This window comes from Thermosynechococcus sp., from assembly GCF_046299635.1.
Lineage (GTDB): Bacteria > Cyanobacteriota > Cyanobacteriia > Thermosynechococcales > Thermosynechococcaceae > Thermosynechococcus.
The window spans coordinates 1-18,440 of record NZ_JBKBHV010000003.1 but is presented as its reverse complement, the minus strand read 5'-3'; the positions used below and the strand labels follow the sequence as shown (position 1 = coordinate 18,440).

General features: G+C 54.8%; 17 protein-coding genes, 1 tRNA gene, 1 pseudogene and 1 riboswitch. Of the genes and pseudogenes, 9 read left to right on the top strand and 10 right to left on the bottom strand.

The genetic code is table 11. The features are described 5' to 3' along the window. Nucleotides 1-12: 12 nt before the first annotated feature. Nucleotides 13-846: a hypothetical protein gene (locus tag ACK4IR_RS01745; protein ID WP_409871766.1), complete on the bottom strand. Its 834-nt coding sequence runs from the start codon at nt 844-846 to the stop codon at nt 13-15. A gap of 73 nt (nt 847-919) precedes the next feature. On the opposite strand from ACK4IR_RS01745, the gene ACK4IR_RS01740 reads away from it, so the two are divergent. Next, on the top strand, nt 920-1,984 hold the full coding sequence (locus ACK4IR_RS01740) for a YheT family hydrolase (RefSeq protein ID WP_409871763.1): 1,065 nt from the start codon (nt 920-922) through the stop codon (nt 1,982-1,984). Here ACK4IR_RS01740 and ACK4IR_RS01735 read toward each other — a convergent pair. From ACK4IR_RS01735 to ACK4IR_RS01725, 3 genes are all read right to left on the bottom strand, one after another. Next, a tRNA-Cys gene (locus ACK4IR_RS01735) sits at nt 1,954-2,025 on the bottom strand. The two genes, ACK4IR_RS01740 and ACK4IR_RS01735, sit on opposite strands and share 31 nt — an antisense overlap. A gap of 59 nt (nt 2,026-2,084) precedes the next feature. Next, complete coding sequence (gene sir, locus ACK4IR_RS01730) at nt 2,085-3,986, bottom strand: sulfite reductase, ferredoxin dependent (protein WP_409871760.1); 1,902 nt, start codon at nt 3,984-3,986, stop codon at nt 2,085-2,087. Between the two features lie 108 nt (nt 3,987-4,094). Next, the gene (locus tag ACK4IR_RS01725) at nt 4,095-4,265 is read right to left on the bottom strand and encodes a hypothetical protein (RefSeq protein WP_409871758.1); all 171 of its coding nucleotides are present in this window, start codon (nt 4,263-4,265) and stop codon (nt 4,095-4,097) included. Nucleotides 4,266-4,423: 158 nt separating this feature from the next. Between ACK4IR_RS01725 and zds the strand changes: the two genes are divergently transcribed. Further along, nucleotides 4,424-5,863 (top strand): 9,9'-di-cis-zeta-carotene desaturase, encoded by a 1,440-nt coding sequence (gene zds, locus ACK4IR_RS01720; protein ID WP_409871756.1) that lies wholly within the window; start codon nt 4,424-4,426, stop codon nt 5,861-5,863. Continuing rightward, the gene (locus tag ACK4IR_RS01715) at nt 5,860-6,309 is read left to right on the top strand and encodes an SRPBCC family protein (RefSeq protein ID WP_409871753.1); all 450 of its coding nucleotides are present in this window, start codon (nt 5,860-5,862) and stop codon (nt 6,307-6,309) included. The genes zds and ACK4IR_RS01715 overlap by 4 nt, the downstream gene beginning before the upstream one ends. A 7-nt stretch (nt 6,310-6,316) precedes the next feature. Here the strand turns inward: ACK4IR_RS01715 and ACK4IR_RS01710 are convergent, their stop codons facing one another. The 4 genes from ACK4IR_RS01710 to ACK4IR_RS01695 form a co-directional block, all read right to left on the bottom strand. Next, complete coding sequence (locus tag ACK4IR_RS01710) at nt 6,317-7,309, bottom strand: inorganic phosphate transporter (RefSeq protein ID WP_409871750.1); 993 nt, start codon at nt 7,307-7,309, stop codon at nt 6,317-6,319. Between the two features lie 3 nt (nt 7,310-7,312). After that, nucleotides 7,313-8,695, bottom strand: a complete 1,383-nt coding sequence (thiC, locus tag ACK4IR_RS01705) for a phosphomethylpyrimidine synthase (protein WP_409872020.1) — start codon at nt 8,693-8,695, stop codon at nt 7,313-7,315. 10 nt (nt 8,696-8,705) lie between these two features. Next, nucleotides 8,706-8,804, bottom strand: a riboswitch (TPP riboswitch). A 33-nt stretch (nt 8,805-8,837) separates the two neighbouring features. After that, entirely contained in the window at nt 8,838-9,773 is a 936-nt protein-coding gene (locus ACK4IR_RS01700) for a septal ring lytic transglycosylase RlpA family protein (RefSeq protein WP_409871747.1), read from the bottom strand. 269 nt (nt 9,774-10,042) lie between these two features. After that, on the bottom strand, nt 10,043-10,234 hold the full coding sequence (locus tag ACK4IR_RS01695) for a hypothetical protein (RefSeq protein WP_409871745.1): 192 nt from the start codon (nt 10,232-10,234) through the stop codon (nt 10,043-10,045). A 58-nt stretch (nt 10,235-10,292) separates the two neighbouring features. On the opposite strand from ACK4IR_RS01695, the gene ACK4IR_RS01690 reads away from it, so the two are divergent. From ACK4IR_RS01690 to ACK4IR_RS01665, 6 genes and pseudogenes are all read left to right on the top strand, one after another. Next, nucleotides 10,293-12,083 carry a DUF2339 domain-containing protein gene (locus ACK4IR_RS01690; protein ID WP_409871742.1) on the top strand — a complete coding sequence of 597 codons (1,791 nt, stop codon included), beginning with the start codon at nt 10,293-10,295 and terminating at the stop codon, nt 12,081-12,083. Beyond that, a complete protein-coding gene (gene pdxH, locus ACK4IR_RS01685) occupies nt 12,080-12,715 on the top strand; it encodes a pyridoxamine 5'-phosphate oxidase (RefSeq protein WP_409871739.1) in 636 nt (211 codons plus the stop codon). The genes ACK4IR_RS01690 and pdxH overlap by 4 nt, the downstream gene beginning before the upstream one ends. A 29-nt stretch (nt 12,716-12,744) precedes the next feature. Continuing rightward, nucleotides 12,745-13,018, top strand: a pseudogene (ureB, locus tag ACK4IR_RS01680) (urease subunit beta). Between the two features lie 33 nt (nt 13,019-13,051). Beyond that, complete coding sequence (locus ACK4IR_RS01675; protein WP_409871738.1) at nt 13,052-13,807, top strand: HEAT repeat domain-containing protein; 756 nt, start codon at nt 13,052-13,054, stop codon at nt 13,805-13,807. 12 nt (nt 13,808-13,819) lie between these two features. Further along, on the top strand, nt 13,820-14,617 hold the full coding sequence (locus ACK4IR_RS01670; RefSeq protein WP_409871735.1) for an ABC transporter ATP-binding protein: 798 nt from the start codon (nt 13,820-13,822) through the stop codon (nt 14,615-14,617). A gap of 39 nt (nt 14,618-14,656) precedes the next feature. Beyond that, the gene (locus ACK4IR_RS01665; protein WP_409871732.1) at nt 14,657-15,820 is read left to right on the top strand and encodes a glycosyltransferase family 4 protein; all 1,164 of its coding nucleotides are present in this window, start codon (nt 14,657-14,659) and stop codon (nt 15,818-15,820) included. A 6-nt stretch (nt 15,821-15,826) separates the two neighbouring features. Here ACK4IR_RS01665 and prmA read toward each other — a convergent pair whose 3' ends face one another. Together prmA and serA are read right to left on the bottom strand one after the other, a co-directional pair. Beyond that, complete coding sequence (gene prmA, locus ACK4IR_RS01660) at nt 15,827-16,726, bottom strand: 50S ribosomal protein L11 methyltransferase (RefSeq protein ID WP_409871730.1); 900 nt, start codon at nt 16,724-16,726, stop codon at nt 15,827-15,829. Nucleotides 16,727-16,734: 8 nt separating this feature from the next. Further along, on the bottom strand, nt 16,735-18,318 hold the full coding sequence (gene serA / locus ACK4IR_RS01655; protein WP_409871728.1) for a phosphoglycerate dehydrogenase: 1,584 nt from the start codon (nt 18,316-18,318) through the stop codon (nt 16,735-16,737). Nucleotides 18,319-18,440: the final 122 nt, after the last annotated feature.

The window sequence follows — 18,440 nt, the reverse complement described above, 5'->3', positions numbered from 1 at the left end:
AGTGCCCCTTTTCTAAAAACTTTGGCCAACGGTGAGGGAGCGCACTTCCCCTTGGTGCCGTAGTACAGCTCGCTGATTTTGAATCTGTACCAGTTGCCAGCCGTCGTTGCCAATTGTATCGCCCACACTTAAGCGCAGAGTCTGGCCATTGCTTTGAAAGAGGGCTACCGAGCGATCGCCCATTTCGAGGATGCCAATTAGGGTATGTTGGGGGGGCGTGGGGGTCGGGGGTGGCGGCGCCGGTGTTACTGCCGGAGTAGGGGTTGTCACCGTCGGTAAATTGGGCAGGGGCACCGTTGGGGCTGTGGGGGCTTGATAGACGGGAACGTAAATCCGTTCCACTGGCAGGGGGGAGGGGGAATTGCTGGCGATCGCCGGTGGTGAGGGGGTCGAGGTAGCAGCCTGTTGGCCAAGGAGTTGAAGGGAGTTTTGCAGATACTCAGCAAAGGCAACATCCGCAGGGTTAGGGGTTGTTGCGACCACAGCCTCAGGGGCAACTGCGACCGGCTGGCGATTCAGACTGATCCAGAGGCCAATCCCTAGAACAAAAGAAGCAATGCCGACCCCCATCAAAAAGCGATCGCTCCAAGAAAACTCTTGCTCAGGTTCTGGGCGGTGCAGCCAGCGGGAAGGTTCTTCCGTTGGGGGGGGCGGGGGAGTCGTCGCTTCAAAAGGGACGAGGAGAGAAGGCTCAGGTTCTAAAATCGCTGCTAGGAACTCTGGCTCATTCAGCTCAGCCTCTATTGCAGCAAAAACTTCATCTAGCACGCGATTGGCTTGGGCATCCGTCAGACAGGTTTCCATGGTGTAGGGGTCTGTCTGCTGCGGATCATCGCTCTGTGTCATCGCCAATGCCTCACAATGATCACCAAAAACGCCCAACCTTGACTTGTTTGCTTACGATGGATGACTAAAGTCTATGCAATCCCTATCCTATTGGCCACCCTTGCCGTTGCGCTCCGGCGTGATCCACACGATCTTTACTGCCTATGGCCAACGCTGGGAGTGCCTCTATCCTTGGCGACCGCAAACGAGCCATATTTTCCAGGGGGCGGAGGGGGTACCCCTGTACGGTGAGGGGTATCGGGTTGGGCCGGCGCGCGGAACGGTCATTGCCACCTATGGGATTACGGGAGATCTACAGAATCAATGGTACCTGCATACCCTTGCCCATTGGGCGATCGCCCGCCGCTTTGAGGTGGTGCTTTTTGATTGGCGTGCCCATGGCCGCAGCGCCGCACTGTCGCCGGTGTTAACCAGTGATGGCCTCTACGAGGGGCAGGACTTTGTGGCGATCGCCCGCCAGTGTCAAGCCCTTGGCTATACGCCTCCCTATTGGTTGGTGGGCTATTCCTTGGGGGGTCAGTTGGCGCTGTGGGGAACATGGTATGCCCAACAGCAAGGCGCCACAGACATCGGGGGGGCAGCGGTCATTTGCCCTAATCTTGATTCCAACCGTTCCCTTGCCCATCTCGGCACCACCTTTTGGGGACGCCAGTTTGAACGTGCCATTAGCCGTCAACTCCAACGCTGGGCCTACCGCCTCCATCGCCTTCACCCCGACCTCTTTGACCTCAAAACCATTGCCCAGATTGACACCATTGCAGGTTTTGATGCCGCCCTTGTTATTGACCGCCTTGGCTTTGCCAGTGTGGCCGACTACTATGCTGCCAGTAGTCCTTTGCCGCTGCTGCTGCAACTGCGCTTGCCCACTTGGATCCTCTATGCCGCCGACGATCCCCTCTATGCTCCGGCTTTGGTGCCCGAACTCTTGGCCATTGCCCAAAACAATCCTGCCCTCACCCTGCTGATGACCGAACAGGGCGGTCACGTCGGCTTTACCAGCGATCGCCAGTGCCAACGCCTCTGGGGTGATCCGGATTACTGCTGGGGGATTCATCGGCTCTTGGACTGGCTAGAGGAGCAGACTGAAACCACAGGCCGAATCAACGAAGGCGGCACCCGGATTCGAACCGGGGAATAAAGGTTTTGCAGACCTCTGCCTTACCACTTGGCTATGCCGCCCCATTTAGCGCTTTCTCATTATACTCGATAGCGCCGACAGACATCCGACCTTGGTGGGGTCAACCGGATTGCTCAAGGTAACGCTGAATGGCTTCACGGGTCACCGCTGCCAGCGACATGCCCTTCGCTGCTGCCAATTCCTTGAGCTGCTGGTATTGATCAGCCCGCACATCCACGCGGTAGCGCTTTGTTGCAGCAGCAGGCACATAGGTGGCAGCAAACTCCCGCACTGCCGCCAGGCCAACCCGATGGCAAAAATCCCCAAAGGACTCTCCCTGCTGGCGGCGATCGCGATAAAAGACCAAGACCGGTTCTAACGCTTGCTCTAGGTCGGCAAGGGGCAACCGCTCCATATAGACCTCTGCCAAGCGGGTCTGATCGGGACTGCCACCTAACCACACTTGATAGGTATTGGGAACAATGCCGACAAAGCCCAGCTCTGCCAAGTAGGGACGAGCACAGCCGTTGGGGCATCCCGTCATCCGAATCACAAAATGCTCCTGCTGTAGTCCCAGCCGATCCATCAGGCGACGGAGCCGCTCCAAGACCCCCGGAATCGCCCGCTCCGACTCAGTAATGGCCAAGCCACACGTCGGCAATGCCGGGCAGGCCATGCTATAGCGTTCGAGGGGATCAATGGCATTGACATCACGAACCCCGTGCTGTTCAAGGATGTGCTGAATTACTTCCTGTTGATCGGGAGAGACATCGCACAGGAGCAGATTTTGGTGGGGGGTAACCCGCAGGGGAAGGTTAAACTCCTCCACGATTTTCCTGAGGGCAGACTTGAGTTTGAAATGTCCCTTGTCGAGGATGCGGCCATTGGCAATGGCAAGGCCGTAAAAGAATTTGCCATCCCCTTGGGGATGCCAGCCCAAAAAGTCCTGGTAGCGCCACGGCGGCAGCGGGCGAAAGGGTTCAAGGGGCTTGCCAAAGTATTCTTCGACCTTGGCTTTGAACTTTTCAACTCCCCAGTCGTGGATCAGGTATTTCAAACGGGCATGGCGCCGATTGTAGCGATCGCCATAATCCCGCTGGGTCGCCACAATTGCCTTGACCACCTCATAGACATCTGCCGCTTGCACAAAGCCGATTTCATCGGCCAGTCGGGCAAAGGTTTCTTCCTTATTGTGGGTGCGCCCCAAGCCACCGCCGGCATAGATATTAAAGCCCTCCAGATTCCCTTGCCCATCGGTGATCACCACCAGGGTTAAATCTTGGGAGAACAAATCCACGGAGTTATCCCCCGGCACCGTGACGCAGCACTTAAATTTGCGGGGCATGTAGTGATCGCCGTAGATCGGCTCTTCGTTGTTGGGAAAGAGGGTGCCGTTGTGATTGCGCTGCCGTGCCGCCTTGACCTCCGGGTGTTCCTCTGCGGAAATGACCTTTTCCCCATCCAGCCAAATCTCGTAGTAAGCACCCGTTTGCGGGGTCAATAGATCAGCAATGCGATGGGCATACTCATAGGCAAGGGTATATTCGGGGCGATCGCGAAAGGGGGCAGGAGGCGCCATGACATTGCGGTTCAAATCACCACAGGCACCCAACGTGGATCCCATGCTGCGGACAATGGCAGCAATGGCAGCCTTCAGATTCTTTTTGAGAATGCCATGCAACTGAAATCCCTGCCGTGTAGTCGCCCGCAGCGTGTGGTTGCCGTACTCATCCGCCAGGCGATCTAGGGTCAAATAGAGCTGCGGCGGAATATACCCCGCCGGACTGCGGGTGCGCAGCATGAACTGGTAATCTTTTTCCTGCCCTTTGACGCGGTTATCGCGATTGTCCTGCTGATAGGAGCCGTGGAACTTGAGGATCTGCACCCCTTCTTCGCTAAAATGGCTCGTTGGTTCCAGTAATTCTGTAGCAACGGGTTCTCGCAGGTGTTGGCTCCGTTCTTTAAGAGCCTCGATTTTTGAGCGTTTCAGTGCAGCATCGGCAGAGGGGGGCGAAGCAACCATAGCGTTTTGTCTTCCCACAGGCGAGAGTAACTAAAATGATGACAGTCAAAAGTCCCTAATCTTGATCGGGAAAGTGAACTATCTCATTTTAGCGAACCTGTGGAACGATTAACAGGAGGGTTCTTCCTTGGAGGCACAGTCCTTTTGCCAGCAGCGTTCGAGGTAAGCATCGTAATACTGCCGCCAGAAGCGTTTGGGATTGAGGGTAAAGTCTGGACTAAATAGCCGTTGGTTCAAATACTGCCAAAGCGGAAAGGCAAAGACACGACGCATAGCCATAAGCACACCGTGAGCGTGAGCGATTCAGCAACTTGAACTTACCTTGATCATAGACGAGGGGTCTGGGGGGCAAGGCTCTCTGCCAAGTTTCTTAACGCGAGGGAAACTGTCCGAGGGGCGAAAAATGTTAAAATCTGTAAAGTTTTCTGGGATCACCGATGCGGGTTGTCATTGTGGGTGCAGGATTAGCCGGCTTAGCCGCCGCCGTGGAGTTGGTGGAGGCCGGTCACAGTGTCGAAATCTATGAATCCCGTCCCTTTGTGGGGGGCAAAGTCAGCAGTTGGCAGGATGCCGACGGCAACCACATTGAGATGGGGCTGCATGTTTTCTTTTACAACTACGCCAATCTCTTTGAACTAATGACGAAGGTGGGGGCGATCGCCCACCTCCTGCCTAAGGAACATACCCACACATTCATCAATCGCGGTGGCCAGGTGGGGCAATTGGACTTCCGCTTTCCCTTGGGTGCCCCCTTCAACGGTCTTAAGGCCTTCTTCACCACCAATCAGCTTTCCGCTGCCGATAAATTCTTCAACGCCATTGCCCTTGGCACCAGTCCCATTGTGCGCGGTCTGGTGGACTATGAAGGGGCGATGCGCCAAATTCGCGCTTTGGATCGGCTCAGCTTTGCCGAGTGGTTTCGCCGCCATGGCGGGTCAGAAAATAGCCTCAAACGCCTCTGGAATCCCATTGCCTACGCCTTGGGCTTCATTGATACGGAGCAGATCTCCGCTCGCTGCATGTTGACGATATTTATGATGTTTGCCGCCAAAACCACTGCCTCCCGCCTGAATATGCTCAAGGGATCGCCGGCGGAATATCTGCTCAAGCCCTTGGTGAACTACATTGAAGCGCGGGGGGGAAAGATTCATCTGCGGCGCCGGGCAAAAGAAATTCTCTTTCGCGGCGAAGATCCTAGCACTTGGCAGGTGGAAGGGTTAGTGATTCTGCGGGGCGAAGAGCGAGAAACGGTTACCGCAGATGCCTATCTGTGTGCCTGTGATGTGCCGGGGATTCAACGGCTGATTCCGGAGGCATGGCGATCGCACCCCACCTTCGACAACATTTTTAAGCTGGAGGCGGTGCCGGTGGCGACGGTACAACTGCGGTTTGATGGCTGGGTCACAGAACTGCAAGACCCCGCTAAACAAAAACAAGTGGCAGCAACGGGCATTGATAACCTGCTCTACACTGCCGATGCCGATTTTTCCTGCTTTGCCGATTTGGCGCTCACCAGCCCGGCGGACTACTATCGGGAAGGGCAAGGCTCCCTTCTGCAAGTGGTGCTCACCCCCGGCGATCCCTTTATCAAAGCGAGCAATGAGGAGATTGCCCACCACGTACTGCGCCAAGTCCACGATCTTTTTCCCTCCTCACGCCATCTGAACATGACTTGGTACAGTGTTGTCAAATTGGCGCAGTCCCTCTACCGCGAAGCCCCCGGCATGGATCCCTATCGTCCGCCCCAAAAAACCCCTGTTCCTAACTTTTACTTGGCGGGCAGCTATACGCAGCAGGACTACATTGACAGCATGGAGGGGGCCACGATATCGGGACGACGGGCCGCCCAAGCGATTTTGGCAGGAGGTCATGGATGAGTTGGTTAGAGCATACGGTTCAGATTGAGGTGGCCGCCGGTGTCGATCGCGTCTGGGCCCTGTGGTCGGATCTGGAGAAAATGCCCCTGTGGATGAAGTGGATTGAATCGGTGGTCGTCACCGCGGAAGACCCCACCCTATCCCGCTGGACATTGGCCACAGGAAACTGGCACTTTAGCTGGCGATCGCGCATTTGCCGCCAAGTCAAGCACCAGCTCATTCAGTGGGAGTCGGTGGATGGCCTGCCGAATCGGGGCGCCATTCGCTTTTACGATCGCCAGGGCAGCACCATTGTCAAGCTCTCGGTTGCCTATGCCATTCCGGGAGTGTTGGGACAAATCATGGATCGTCTTTTCTTGGGGCGTGTGGTGGAAAGTACCTTGCAGGCGGATCTCGAACGCTTCCGCGAGTATGCCCAAAAGATGCAGCCCACACAGGTTTCCTAGGGGCAACTCAAAGTTGGGATAGGCCAAAGGAGAGGGCGATCGCCAGCAGGGCGGCACCGGGAAACGTGAATATCCACGCTAGGAAAATTTGCCCCCACACCTGCCAGTTCACTTTTCCTTGATGGCGATAGCCGACCCCCGTAATCGCCCCCACCATCACTTGCGTGGTACTGACGGGGAAGCCCACAAGACTGGCAACGCCTACTGTGAAGGCGGCACTGAGGTTGGCCAAGCAACCACTCACAGGGTCAAGGGGTGTAATTTTCTCCCCCGTGGTGCGGATAATGCGTTCGCCGCCGCCGTAGGTACCAATGGCGATCGCCAAGGCACAGGCCCCCATTACCCAAAGGGGCACCCCGGCCGCCGGCGACAGTTGCCCCCAACTCACCAGTGCCAGGGTAATCACTCCCATGGTTTTCTGGGCATCATTGGCACCGTGGGCAACGGCCATCAACGTGCCCGAGAGAATCTGCAAGCGTTGCCAGCGTTCCGCCGGAATCTCTCCCTGCCATTGCAGCCATTTCTCCACCAGGGTCATGAAACCCAAGCCAAGGGCGATCGCCACCAAGGGGGATACCACCATGGGAATGACCACGGCCTCAACAATCCCCTGCCAATAGATGATTTGCGGTGACACTTGAAAGAGGGCAGCCCCTACTAAGCCACCGATCAAGGCATGGGAAGAACTACTGGGCAGCCCCCAATACCAGGTGAGCGCATTCCAGCCCATCGCCCCTAGGAGGGCAGCGGCCATCACGCCAAACCAATGACCCCCCAAGGCATCGCTGTGGAGAATCCCCGACTCAATGGTGAGCGCCACCCGCGTACTTAAGAAGGCACCGCCAAAATTGGCCACCGCCGCAAGGATAAGCGCCCCCCGCAGGGAAAGGGCACGGGTCGCCACCACCGTAGCAATGGCATTGGCGGCATCATGAAAGCCATTGGTGACATCAAAAAGGAGGGCGATCGCAATCAGCCCCCCCTTGAGATCAAGGGCCATGCCCTAGACCGAGGCACTCACTTGCTCTTTGTCCTTGGCAAGAAATTTCTCCAGCTCTGCCAGGGCATCGGCATCCACTTTGGTCTGCATGGGACAGAACTTCGGCCCGCACATGGAGCAAAACTCGGCGGTTTTATAAATGTCGGCCGGTAGGGTTTCGTCGTGGTATTCCCGTGCCCGCTCCGGATCAAGGGCCAGTTCAAACTGGCGATTCCAGTCAAAGTTGTACCGTGCCCGCGACAGTTCATCATCGCGATCGCGCGCCCCCGGACGGTGACGGGCAATATCTGCTGCATGAGCAGCAATTTTGTAGGCAATCAAGCCATTGCGCACATCCTCGGCATTGGGCAGGCCAAGGTGTTCTTTGGGGGTAACATAACAGAGCATAGCGGCGCCGTACCAACCCGCCATTGCTGCGCCAATGGCACTGGTAATGTGGTCATAGCCGGGCGCAATATCCGTCACCAACGGCCCTAGGACATAGAAGGGGGCTTCGCAGCATTCCTCCATCTGCTTGCGCACATTAAATTCAATTTGATCCATCGGCACATGACCCGGCCCTTCCACCATGACTTGTACATCGTGCTCCCAAGCCTGGCGCGTCAGTTGACCAAGGGTTTTCAATTCCGCCAGTTGAGCCTCGTCGGAGGCATCGTGGAGACACCCCGGCCGCAGCGAGTCCCCCAAGGAGAAAGAGACATCATATTTTTTGAAGATCTCGATAATGTCACGGAAGTGGGTGTAAAGGGGATTTTGCTTGTGGTGATAGAGCATCCACTTGGCAAGAATGCCGCCGCCGCGCGACACAATCCCTGTGATGCGGTTTTTCACCAAGGGCAGGTATTCAATGAGAATCCCCGCATGGATTGTCATGTAGTCTACCCCCTGCTGGGCATGCTTTTCAATGACGTGGAGAAAATCATCAGGGGTGAGCTGCTCAACATTGCCGTGGACACTTTCAAAGGCTTGATAAACAGGCACCGTACCGATGGGCACGGGTGAGGCATTGATAATGGCAGTGCGAATGGCATCGAGGTCACCGCCCCCGGTGGAGAGATCCATCACCGTATCGGCACCGTACTTCACTGCTAGACGCAGTTTGGCCAATTCTTCCTCAAGGCTTGAGGAGTTGGGAGAAGCCCCAATGTTGGCATTGACTTTGCACTTGGCGGCAATCCCGATCGCCATCGGTTCGAGATTGGGGTGATTGATATTGGCAGGAATAATCATCCGCCCACGGGCGACCTCATCACGAATCAATTCCGGAGGCAAGTTTTCCCGCCGCGCCACGTAGTGCATTTCTTCGGTGATGATCCCTTGGCGGGCATAATGCATTTGGGTAACATTGTCGTGCCCCTTGCGGGCAGCAATCCATTCGCTACGCACCATTGATAGAATCCTCTCTAGACAGCTTCCCTGCGCCAGCATGACCTGGTTCAGGTTCTAAGGGTTTACTCTCAGCCTGCTCTGACCGCAGACACCCCTAGCATGTCGTTCATTCTATCACTTTGCCCTTGGGGGGTGGGGATCAATCCAAAACGTCAATGCGCACAGGCCCCACACCCACACCAATGAGACCAATCGCAGCCGCAGCGCCCCGTGAGAGGTCAATTTCCCGTCCCCCTGTAAAAGGCCCGCGATCGTTAATGCGCACCACCACCGAGCGCCCATTTTGCAGATTGGTCACCCGTACTCGTGTGCCAAAGGGCAGCGTGCGGTGAGCCGCCGTCAGGGCATTTTGATCAAATCGCTCGCCATTAGCCGTGCGGGCACCATGGAAGCCAAAACCATACCACGAGGCAAGACCTGTCAACTGCATCCGAATCGGCCCCATGGCCACAATGGTATTTCGGCTGCCCTCGACGTTGGTGAGAGCCGGGGCATTACCCAGTTGGCGACGAATGAGGTTGGCAATTCGCAGGGCGTTTTCATCGTTGCGTTGTGAGCCATTGGGAAGCATTACCTGATTGTTGAGGGTCAGCAGCAGTTCTTGGTCGGCATAGATGCGATAGTGCTGCTGTTGGGCATCCCAACGAACACGCACAAGGTTAGCGTCAAAGCCCTGTTCGTGAAGCTGATTGAGGCGAGCGGTGAGAATGGTTGCCTGTTGTGCCGCTTCTGAGAGGGTGGTTTGCTCTGGCATCTCGGCAACGTTAACAGCAGCTACTTTGACGCCCTCTGTGGCTGCGACCCGTTGACCCAAGAAAGTGAGCACGGGAATCCCGCGCAAATAGACGGTTACGGCTTCACGTCCCTGTTGCTGGTGACGATGGAGACTGGCGATCGCCCGTGTTGTCGTCGGCGCCGTGGATTGGCGTTCCCCAACTTTGGTAGCAACGACCGGCGAGGCAGGGGCTGAAACGGATTCTTTAGCTGCTGTGGTTGTGGTTGCACGGCTACTGGAAAGCATTCCCAACACAGCTAAGGTGGTTGTTGTCAGACCCACATAAAGCGTTTTTTTCATAGGCGTCCGTTAAAAAGGGCATCCATACGGCTGAACAGTAGGGCACCAACATCACACAGGGAAAACCCCTACTGGTGCCGTGTTCGCTCTCATTGCGGAACTGTCTCAACTTACCATGAAGGCCTAGAATCAAGCATCAGGGGCATTTTGTTCTTGGCAAACATTTTGAAAAAGAATAAAAAAACAATGAGGGCGGTGAAACCTACGCAGACTGGCATATTGACGGAATTTACGGTTGACGAAAGAAAATAAGAAAATTTTATAAAGTTTTAACAAACTGTTTTTAATTTCTGAATATTTTTGTGACTCAGATCACCGAAAATAAAAATTCCTCTAAAAGACAAAATTTGCTTTTTGTAACCTTTTTTGGGTGCCATAGGACGATTTCTGACCCAATTTTGTTTCCCGTTGTACCCCCCTTGGAATGCTCCTCTAGCCACTTCATAAAGTGCATTGGCCAAGAAACTGCTCTCCCTGTTAGGGCATAAAACGGGGATATAACCCGTAGGGGGGCGAACCATGGAAGACAGGGATGACTTGCGGCGTCGTCTTGAAAACTTAGAAGCCACTGTGGCTGCCCTCCAGCGATCGCTCGAGAGTCTGCAAACCGCCATTCTCCGTGAAGACCTCTCCTCCTCTGGCCCCCCAGAACCTTCAACTGAAGCAACTCCACCCGAGGAAGCGGCGGCTCCCGCCCCTGTTGAACTGCAACCCCCAGCCCCTGAATCACCGTTACGCCCCGTGACGCCTTCCCAAGCGGACTGGCTGCAAAATTGGGAACTGTGGCTCAACCGTCTCGGCATTGGCCTGCTGCTGTTGGGGATTGGCTTTCTCTTTCGGTACGCGGTTGAGTTGGGCTGGATTACCGATGCAGTTCTTGTGGCCATGGGCTTTCTCATCGGCACGGTGTTGATGGGGTTGGGGTGGCGATTGCAGCGGCGAGTCATTTTTAGCCAGTTTTTGCAGGGGGGTGGTCTTGCGACGAATTACCTTACCATCTTTGCCGCCTATCAGTTTTTGACCGTGATGCCTTGGGGTGTGGCGTTCTCGTTGATGGTGGCAGTGACCCTAGGGGCATTTTTTATATCGTTGCGCCAAAATCGAGCCATTTTTGCAGTGATTGGTGTGGTTGGCGGCTTGGCGACCCCTTTGCTGCTCTACAGCACAGAGATGAGTCGTCCTTTGGCATTGGCCAGTTACACCTTTTTAATTCTCTTGGGCAGTTGGGCGATTTATGGGGTGAAGGGCTGGCGATCGCTCCTGCTGTCAGCCTTTTGGCTAGGATGGCTGATGTTAATGGTGTCTATGACCGTTCACCAGCCGGATCGAGCTGGGGTGTTACAAGCGATTCTGGCGTTGACTTGGCTGGGCTTTACGGTATTGCCTCCTTGGTACCAGTGGCGCGATCGCGACAGCGCAGCGGAGCTGTATCGCTCCCAGCAGACTTCCCCAGTTCCCATTGGTTATGGTCAAACAATTGCTCTCTTTAATCCACTGATTGCCCTTGGCTTAAGTGCTTTCCTCTGGAAATGGTCCGCAACGGTAACGGCTCGTGTGTTTATCCTCTTTGGCGGCCTTTATCTTGGAACGAGTCTGCTCTGGCGACGGCTGCCGCAACCTTGGCGCTGGGTCTATAGCTTGACGGGACTTGTGCTGGTTGCCTTCGGCATTGTTGTTCGCTATTACAGTAATCGCTTTATCCTCGCACCGCTGGCGATCGAGGGGCTGATTTTGCACTACCTCAGCCAACACTATGGCGCGCGAACCCTAGGGGTGATTGCCCATCTTTGGTGGGGACTGCTCAGCCTTGGTCTTATTGGTCAACTGCTGTTTACCGCCGCCGATCGCCCCCCGCTGTTGAACCTTGCTTTTTTCACGCATTTGGTGGTGCTTGGTGCGGCAGCGGCCAGTATTCGCTTTTTGCCCCCACCCAGCCGCCCGCTGTACTGGATCTTGGGCTATGGCGTGACAATGATTGGGATTCAGCACGAACTAGCATCTTTTGGCACTGGGGCAGCGACCCTTGTTTGGGGACTCTTTGGCGGGGGGCTACTGATCTATGGGTTGCGACGGGACACCTCAGCCGTGCGCACTATGGCTCTGATCACACTCATCATTACTTTGGTCAGGCTTTTCTTTGTCGATCTCATCAATCTTGCGCCGGTGTGGCGAGTGCTCCTATTTATAGGGTTTGGTTTGATGTTTTTGCTACTGAGCTATTTTTTCCGCGCTCTCTGGGGGCGATCGCCCGTGGCATCCTCTAGGATCAGTGAAGAAACTCCAACAAACGAGTCCGAAGAAAACCCATGAGCCGCATTGCTGATCTGCGCCGTGATTACCGTCGTCAGCGTCTGCTTGAAAGTGAGGCTGCCCAGGATCCAATCCAACAGTTTCGGATTTGGTTTACCGAGGCCGTCAATGCCGAACTGCCGGAACCCAATGCCATGACCTTGGCCACCCTTGGTCTAGATGGCATGCCCGCTGCCCGACTGGTGTTGCTCAAAGAGGTGGACGATCGCGGCTTTGTCTTCTTTACCAACTATCGCAGCCGCAAAGGTCTGGAATTAGCCGCCCATCCCAAGGCTGCCCTTGTGTTTTGGTGGGCAGAGCTAGAGCGGCAGGTGCGCATTGAGGGCACGGTCGAACAAATCAGCGCAGCGGAGTCTGATGCCTATTTCCAAAGTCGTCCCCTCGGCAGCCGTTGGGGGGCATGGGCTTCCCAGCAGAGTGAGATTTTAGAGTCCTACGCCGATCTGGAAGCCCGCTTGGCGGAAGTGGAAGCCCGCTACGGCGAAAACGTGCCCCGACCAGAGCATTGGGGGGGCTATCGCGTTTTGCCGACTCTGATTGAATTTTGGCAAGGGCGACCCAATCGCCTCCACGATCGCCTATGCTATCGGCGCCAAGGAGACCACTGGCAGCGGGTGCGCCTCTACCCTTAAGGATACTTTAGAGATTGGCTGAGACGCCCATGATTGCCGGTGAACTGATCCCCACAGAGGGAACCATTGAACTCAATGCTGGCCGGCCAACGGCGACTTTCACGGTGACCCATACGGGCGATCGCCCCCTTCAAGGGGGATCTCACTACCACTTTTACGAAGTGAATCCTGCCCTCCAGTGCGATCGCCACTAGGCACGAGGAATGCGCTTAGATAGTCCCGCCGGCACAGCCATTCCCTTTGAGCCGAGGGATGAGCGGGGGAATCTATGGCTTTCGCGGTGAAGTCAACGGTGCGCTCTAGTCGATATTCCAAGCATCCTGTAGATTAAACAGTATGGATGACAATGATTTCCCCCTTCTGGACACCTCAGAGGATGCACTAGCGGCACTACCGAGTGAGGAGAGCGATCGCCCCGATCCGGAAGCCATGTTGCCTTTGCTGACCTCCGCTAATGTGACGGAGCGGATGTTGGCAGCTCGCGCCTTTTGTGAATTGCAGGATGAACGCGCCACACCCTACCTGATTCATCTGTTGCAAGAACCCTGTCCCCTTGTCCGTGTCAGTGCTGCCTATGCCCTTGGCCGCAACCCCAGTTTGGCGGCAGTGGATGCCCTCATTCAGCAATTGGAGCGGGACTGGAATGGCTATGTCCGCAAAGGTATTGTTTGGGCGCTGGGCAATTGTGGCGTGCGCTTTCCCTTGCCAGAAATTTATCGTCGCACCCTTGACCCCTTGATTCGTGCTCTGCAAACCGATATTTCTGCCGTGCGCCTGTGGGCCGCTAGTTCCTTGGGTCAGGTGGCAGAAGCCAGTGAAGAAGCCGCTACGGTTGCCATTCCTGCCCTTGCCCTTGCCTTGGCTCAGGATGCGATCGCCGCTGTGCGCAGTAACTGTGCTTGGGCCTTAGGTCATGCTTGTCGCAAAATTCCCCTTGGGTCTCTCTACACGCAAGCCATTGATCAACTGATTGCTGCGCTGCGAGACAGTGATATGGGTGTCCAAGAAGATGCCAAAGCAGCCCTCTTTAAGCTGGGGGATGCACGGGGACTGCAAGCGATCGAAGATCTGCAACTAGAAGCCTTTGGCTAAGGGATGCGTCAGATGACCAAACCACTGGTAGAGCTGCGCGGTGTCTGCAAAGCCTTTGGCAATAAGCATGTCCTCAATGATGTAGATTTGGTCATTTATCCCCAAGATGCCCTTGTGATTCTGGGACCTTCTGGTACCGGGAAGTCAACCATGCTGCGGATTATTGCTGGGTTACTTGCTCCCGATAAGGGCGAAGTCTATGTGGCCGGTCAACGTCGTCAGGGGTTGCGCCAAGATGGTCTGTGTCGGTTGCGCATGAGCATGGTCTTTCAGCAATCTGCCCTCTTTGACTCTCTCACGGTTGCTGAGAATGTCGGCTTTTATTTATACCAGCACACCCGTTTGCCCGAAGCCCGCATTCGCGAAATTGTCAGTGAAAAACTGGCGATGGTCGGCCTCTCTGGCATGGAAGATCTCTACCCAGCGCAGTTGTCTGGGGGGATGCGCAAGCGAGTTAGCTTTGCCCGCGCCATTGTCGATAATCCGGAAGACCCGGATGATGATCCCTATCTCCTGCTTTACGATGAGCCAACGGCAGGGCTAGACCCCATTGCCTCGACAGTGATTGAGGATCTGATTCGCGAATTACGGGAGAAGACGGGTCATGCCTACGTTGTCGTTACCCACCAAAATAGTACGATTGAACGCACGGGCGATCGCCTGATTCTCCTCTACCAAGGTCGCGTTTGTTGGCAGGGCACCCATGCCGAAGCTCGCACGACCGATAATCCCTACTTGCGGCAGTTTCTTAGCGGTGATGTCAACGGTCCCATTCGCATCATTGATCAAGTGGGTACCGCTGCTCTGTAAATTTAACGTATAAGTAACAATAAAAAGGAATTAATAATCGTGGCTCTACATATCGCGTGGCTTGGCAAAAAATCTCCCCCCTGCGGCAATGTCACCTATAGTCGTGAGATTACGAATGGACTATTGGATCGCGGTTATCAGGTGAGCTTTCTGCATTTTGCCCAAGAGGATGAACAGGAAGCCGACAGCGAAAGTGAGATGCCAGATGTCACGCTCCCTTGCCTCTATAAATCGCAAGTTTATACCCTACCTTCCCTGCGAGCCAACAAAGTTCTGGTTGAATCCCTCAAGAAACTTAAACCCGACATTGTCCATGCCTCATTGACCCTTTCCCCCCTAGATTTCTTTCTTCCAGATATTTGCGAAGAGTTAAGCATTCCCCTAGTTGCCACGTTTCATCCGGCCTACAGCGAAAAGTATCGCACCCTCACGGCGAGCACGGCCTTGATGACCTATCAGCTCTATGCTCCCTTTTTGGCTCGCTATGACCGAGTTATTATTTTTTCTCAGTCGCAAAAAGAACTTTTGATGCGTCTTGGGGTCAGTGCCGAGACCCTGCGGGTGATTCCCAATGGAGTAGATACGCGCAAATATGCCCCAGGCCCCTCTGCGGCCAAAGAGGAGTTTAAGGCACGCTACCTCTATGTCTATCAAGGACGGATGGCGATCGAAAAAAATGTCGAGGCGCTCCTGCGCTCGTGGTGTGCAGCAGAAATGCCCGCTGATTGTAAGCTGCTAATGGTAGGTGGCGGTGCGCTGATGCCCTCGCTGATGGCGAACTATGGCCCTGATCAAAATATTCTTTGGCTTGGCTCGATCGTCAATGATCAAGAGCGGTTGCACATTTTACGCGGTTGCGATGTCTTCATCCTGCCCTCACAAATTGAAGGACTGTCCCTTTCTCTTCTGGAGGCAATGGCCTGTGGTTTGGCCTGCTTGGCCACGGATGTAGGTGCCGATGGTGAAGTCCTCACAGGAGCAGGCATTGTCTTGAATCCTCAGTATGTGAAAACCCAGTTACAAACGCTGCTGCCCATTTTTTATCAGCATCCGGAAATGATTCGCCTACTGGGGGACAAAGCCCGCAAACGAGTGCTCGAGCACTATAGCCTCAGTCATAACTTGGATCGCCTAGAGGCCTGTTATCAGGAACTGATGGCTTCCTATTCTTTGGCACGACCTGCGGCCAAGGTAAAAAGCTAGCTCCCTCTAGTCTGGCAAGCGCTCAAAGCGAGCATTGAGACAACACCATTCGTGTCGCCGCCAGACACTACCCAAGCTCCAGCCCTGTTGTTCCAGTTGTTCTGCCACTCGATCCGCCTGATCTAAAAGAATCCCACTAAAGATTCCCCAGCCCTTGGGCTTTACAATTGCTGGCAAGTGGGGCAGAATCTCGATAATCACGGGTGCCAGAATGTTGCAGACAACCCCATCGACGAGTTCGAGGACTTGCTCCCAACTTCCTTGGTGGACGATCAACTGGTCGGCTTTAATGCCATTAAGTTCTGCATTGCGTTGGGTGGCGGTAACCGCAAGATCCGAGGTATCCACACCATAGGCTTTTTGTGCCCCTAATAGTAGGCTGGCGATCGCCAGAATGCCACTGCCACAGCCAATATCGGCAATCACCGTAGGGGGCAGCGGCTCAAAGGTTTGATCCAATTGCATTTCTAGGGCTTCAAGACAAAGCTGGGTGGTTTCATGGGTGCCCGTGCCAAAGGCCATGCCGGGATCGAGCTTGATCACCAAGCGGGTGTTATCCGCAGGCGGCGTTTCCCACGCAGGACAAATCAGCAGGCGATCGCCCACCGATATCGGGTGCCAGTAGGCTTGCCAACTATGAGCCCAATCCTGTTCATTCACCAACTGCCAGTGGAGTTTTGGTGAGAGATAGCCCTGCGCCACCACATCCTGCTCAATCCAAACCCCTAGAGCCGCAATGTCCAGTAATGTCACTTGCTGCTGCGGCACATACCCCTGAATCAACACCCGCCCCTGCTGTTGCTGGGTTGCCGTTCCTTGACAGCCAAAAGATTGAAGTCGCCAATAGACTAGCTCTTCCGCCTCAGCTTGACAAGTGACGGTAATTTCCCACCAACGCTGTACCACAATCAAGCCTACAGATTGACAATATAGGCATCACGAATGCCGGGCACTTTGAGGATTTCCTCCAAAAGGCCTTCGGGAAGTGGATCATCGAGGCTAATCACCATCACCGCATTACCGCGTACCATTTTGCGACCCACCTGCATACTGGCAATGTTGACATTAAAGCTCCCCAACTGGGTGCCAATTTTACCAATGATGCCGGGCATGTCGCGGTGCAGCGTCAGCAGCATATAACGGGTTGGCGCCACACTAATGGGAAAGTCATCAATACTGGTGATGCGCAACTCACTGTGAGCCAGCAACGCACCAGATACCGAGCGAGTTTCCGATGGACTTTTAGCAATTAGCGTCAAGGAGCCAGCATAGTCCCGTTGTGATTCATCTCGGGTTTCGACAACGCGAATGCCCCGTTCCTTAGCCTCTAGGCCAGCATTTACGTAGTTCACTCGCTCCCGCAACGCTGGCGAGAGCAACCCTTTCAAAGCTGCAATCACAATGGGTTGACTGTCATTGGTGGCCAGTTCCCCTTGCAAACGGACTTCCAGAGACTCAACGCGACCACCAGCTAATTGCCCCACAAGGTTACCGAGGGTTTCTGCCAACTGCATATAGGGAGCGAGTTTCTCAAGGACTTCGGGACGCAGACCCGGAATATTCACCGCCGATCGCGCCGGCAATCCTAGGAGCACATCGCGAATTTGTTCAGCAACATCAATGGCCACATTTACCTGTGCTTCTTCGGTGGACGCCCCCAAGTGGGGAGTCAAAATTGCTTCCATCCCCAAGGCACGCAGCGGAGACTCCGCCTCAAGGGGTTCATTTTCAAAGACATCGAGAGCAGCCCCCGCCAGTTTACCCGTCTTGAGCGCCTCCACCAGTGCTGCTTCATCAATAATGCCGCCCCGCGCACAGTTAATAATGCGGGCTGTGGGCTTCATCTTGGCAATGGTTTTGGCGTTAATCAGATGCTGCGTTTCTGGGGTCTTCGGCAGGTGCAGCGTGATAAAGTCCGACTCTGCAAAAAGCACATCTAGATCCACAAGGCGGCAGCCCAGTTGTTCGGCTCGTTCTGTCGATAGATAGGGGTCATAGGCCAGGAGTTTCATACCCATGGCACGAGCAACCGTGGCCACATGGGAGCCAATTTTTCCCAAGCCAATAATGCCAAGGGTTTTCTTGTAAATTTCTACTCCCGTAAAGCGTTTGCGATCCCATTGACCTGCTTTAACCGCAGCATTCGCATCGGGAATATGCCGAGCAAGGGAGAGCATCATTGCCAAGGTGTGTTCCGCCGCAGCAATCGTGTTGCCCTCCGGAGAGTTGACCACCATAATGCCTTTGCGGGTGGCAGCAGGCACATCAACATTATCTACGCCAACCCCAGCACGACCAATAATTTTCAGTTGATTGGCCGCTTCGATGACTGCCTTGGTCACCTTGGTTCCCGATCGAATCATTAGGGCATCGTATTCGGGAATGATTTTGATCAGTTCTTCCTCTGAGAGGCCAACTTTGACATCCACTTGGGCCACTTGGGCAAGCAAATCAAGCCCCACCTGTTCAATGGGATCGGAAACCAGAACTTTGGGCATAGGTAAACAGCTAGGTATAATGCCAGAGTTGCTATAGTATCACATTCTACCTGAAAAGTGCCGCAGTGCTGGTGAAGCGGCAGACGACCAGCGGGAGGAATTACTCAATTTCAGCTTGTTGC

Bases quoted from the DNA above. Each gene is read 5' to 3' on its own strand.
- ACK4IR_RS01710 (WP_409871750.1), bottom strand. From the start codon at position 7,309: ATGGCCCTTGATCTCAAGGGGGGGCTGATTGCGATCGCCCTCCTTTTT.
- ACK4IR_RS01745 (WP_409871766.1), bottom strand. From the start codon at position 846: ATGACACAGAGCGATGATCCGCAGCAGACAGACCCCTACACCATGGAA.
- ACK4IR_RS01715 (WP_409871753.1), top strand. From the start codon at position 5,860: ATGAGTTGGTTAGAGCATACGGTTCAGATTGAGGTGGCCGCCGGTGTC.
- ACK4IR_RS01690 (WP_409871742.1), top strand. From the start codon at position 10,293: ATGGAAGACAGGGATGACTTGCGGCGTCGTCTTGAAAACTTAGAAGCC.
- ACK4IR_RS01700 (WP_409871747.1), bottom strand. From the start codon at position 9,773: ATGAAAAAAACGCTTTATGTGGGTCTGACAACAACCACCTTAGCTGTG.
- pdxH (WP_409871739.1), top strand. From the start codon at position 12,080: ATGAGCCGCATTGCTGATCTGCGCCGTGATTACCGTCGTCAGCGTCTG.
- sir (WP_409871760.1), bottom strand. From the start codon at position 3,986: ATGGTTGCTTCGCCCCCCTCTGCCGATGCTGCACTGAAACGCTCAAAA.
- ACK4IR_RS01740 (WP_409871763.1), top strand. From the start codon at position 920: ATGCAATCCCTATCCTATTGGCCACCCTTGCCGTTGCGCTCCGGCGTG.
- ACK4IR_RS01675 (WP_409871738.1), top strand. From the start codon at position 13,052: ATGGATGACAATGATTTCCCCCTTCTGGACACCTCAGAGGATGCACTA.
- ACK4IR_RS01725 (WP_409871758.1), bottom strand. From the start codon at position 4,265: ATGGCTATGCGTCGTGTCTTTGCCTTTCCGCTTTGGCAGTATTTGAAC.
- serA (WP_409871728.1), bottom strand. From the start codon at position 18,318: ATGCCCAAAGTTCTGGTTTCCGATCCCATTGAACAGGTGGGGCTTGAT.
- zds (WP_409871756.1), top strand. From the start codon at position 4,424: ATGCGGGTTGTCATTGTGGGTGCAGGATTAGCCGGCTTAGCCGCCGCC.
- ACK4IR_RS01670 (WP_409871735.1), top strand. From the start codon at position 13,820: ATGACCAAACCACTGGTAGAGCTGCGCGGTGTCTGCAAAGCCTTTGGC.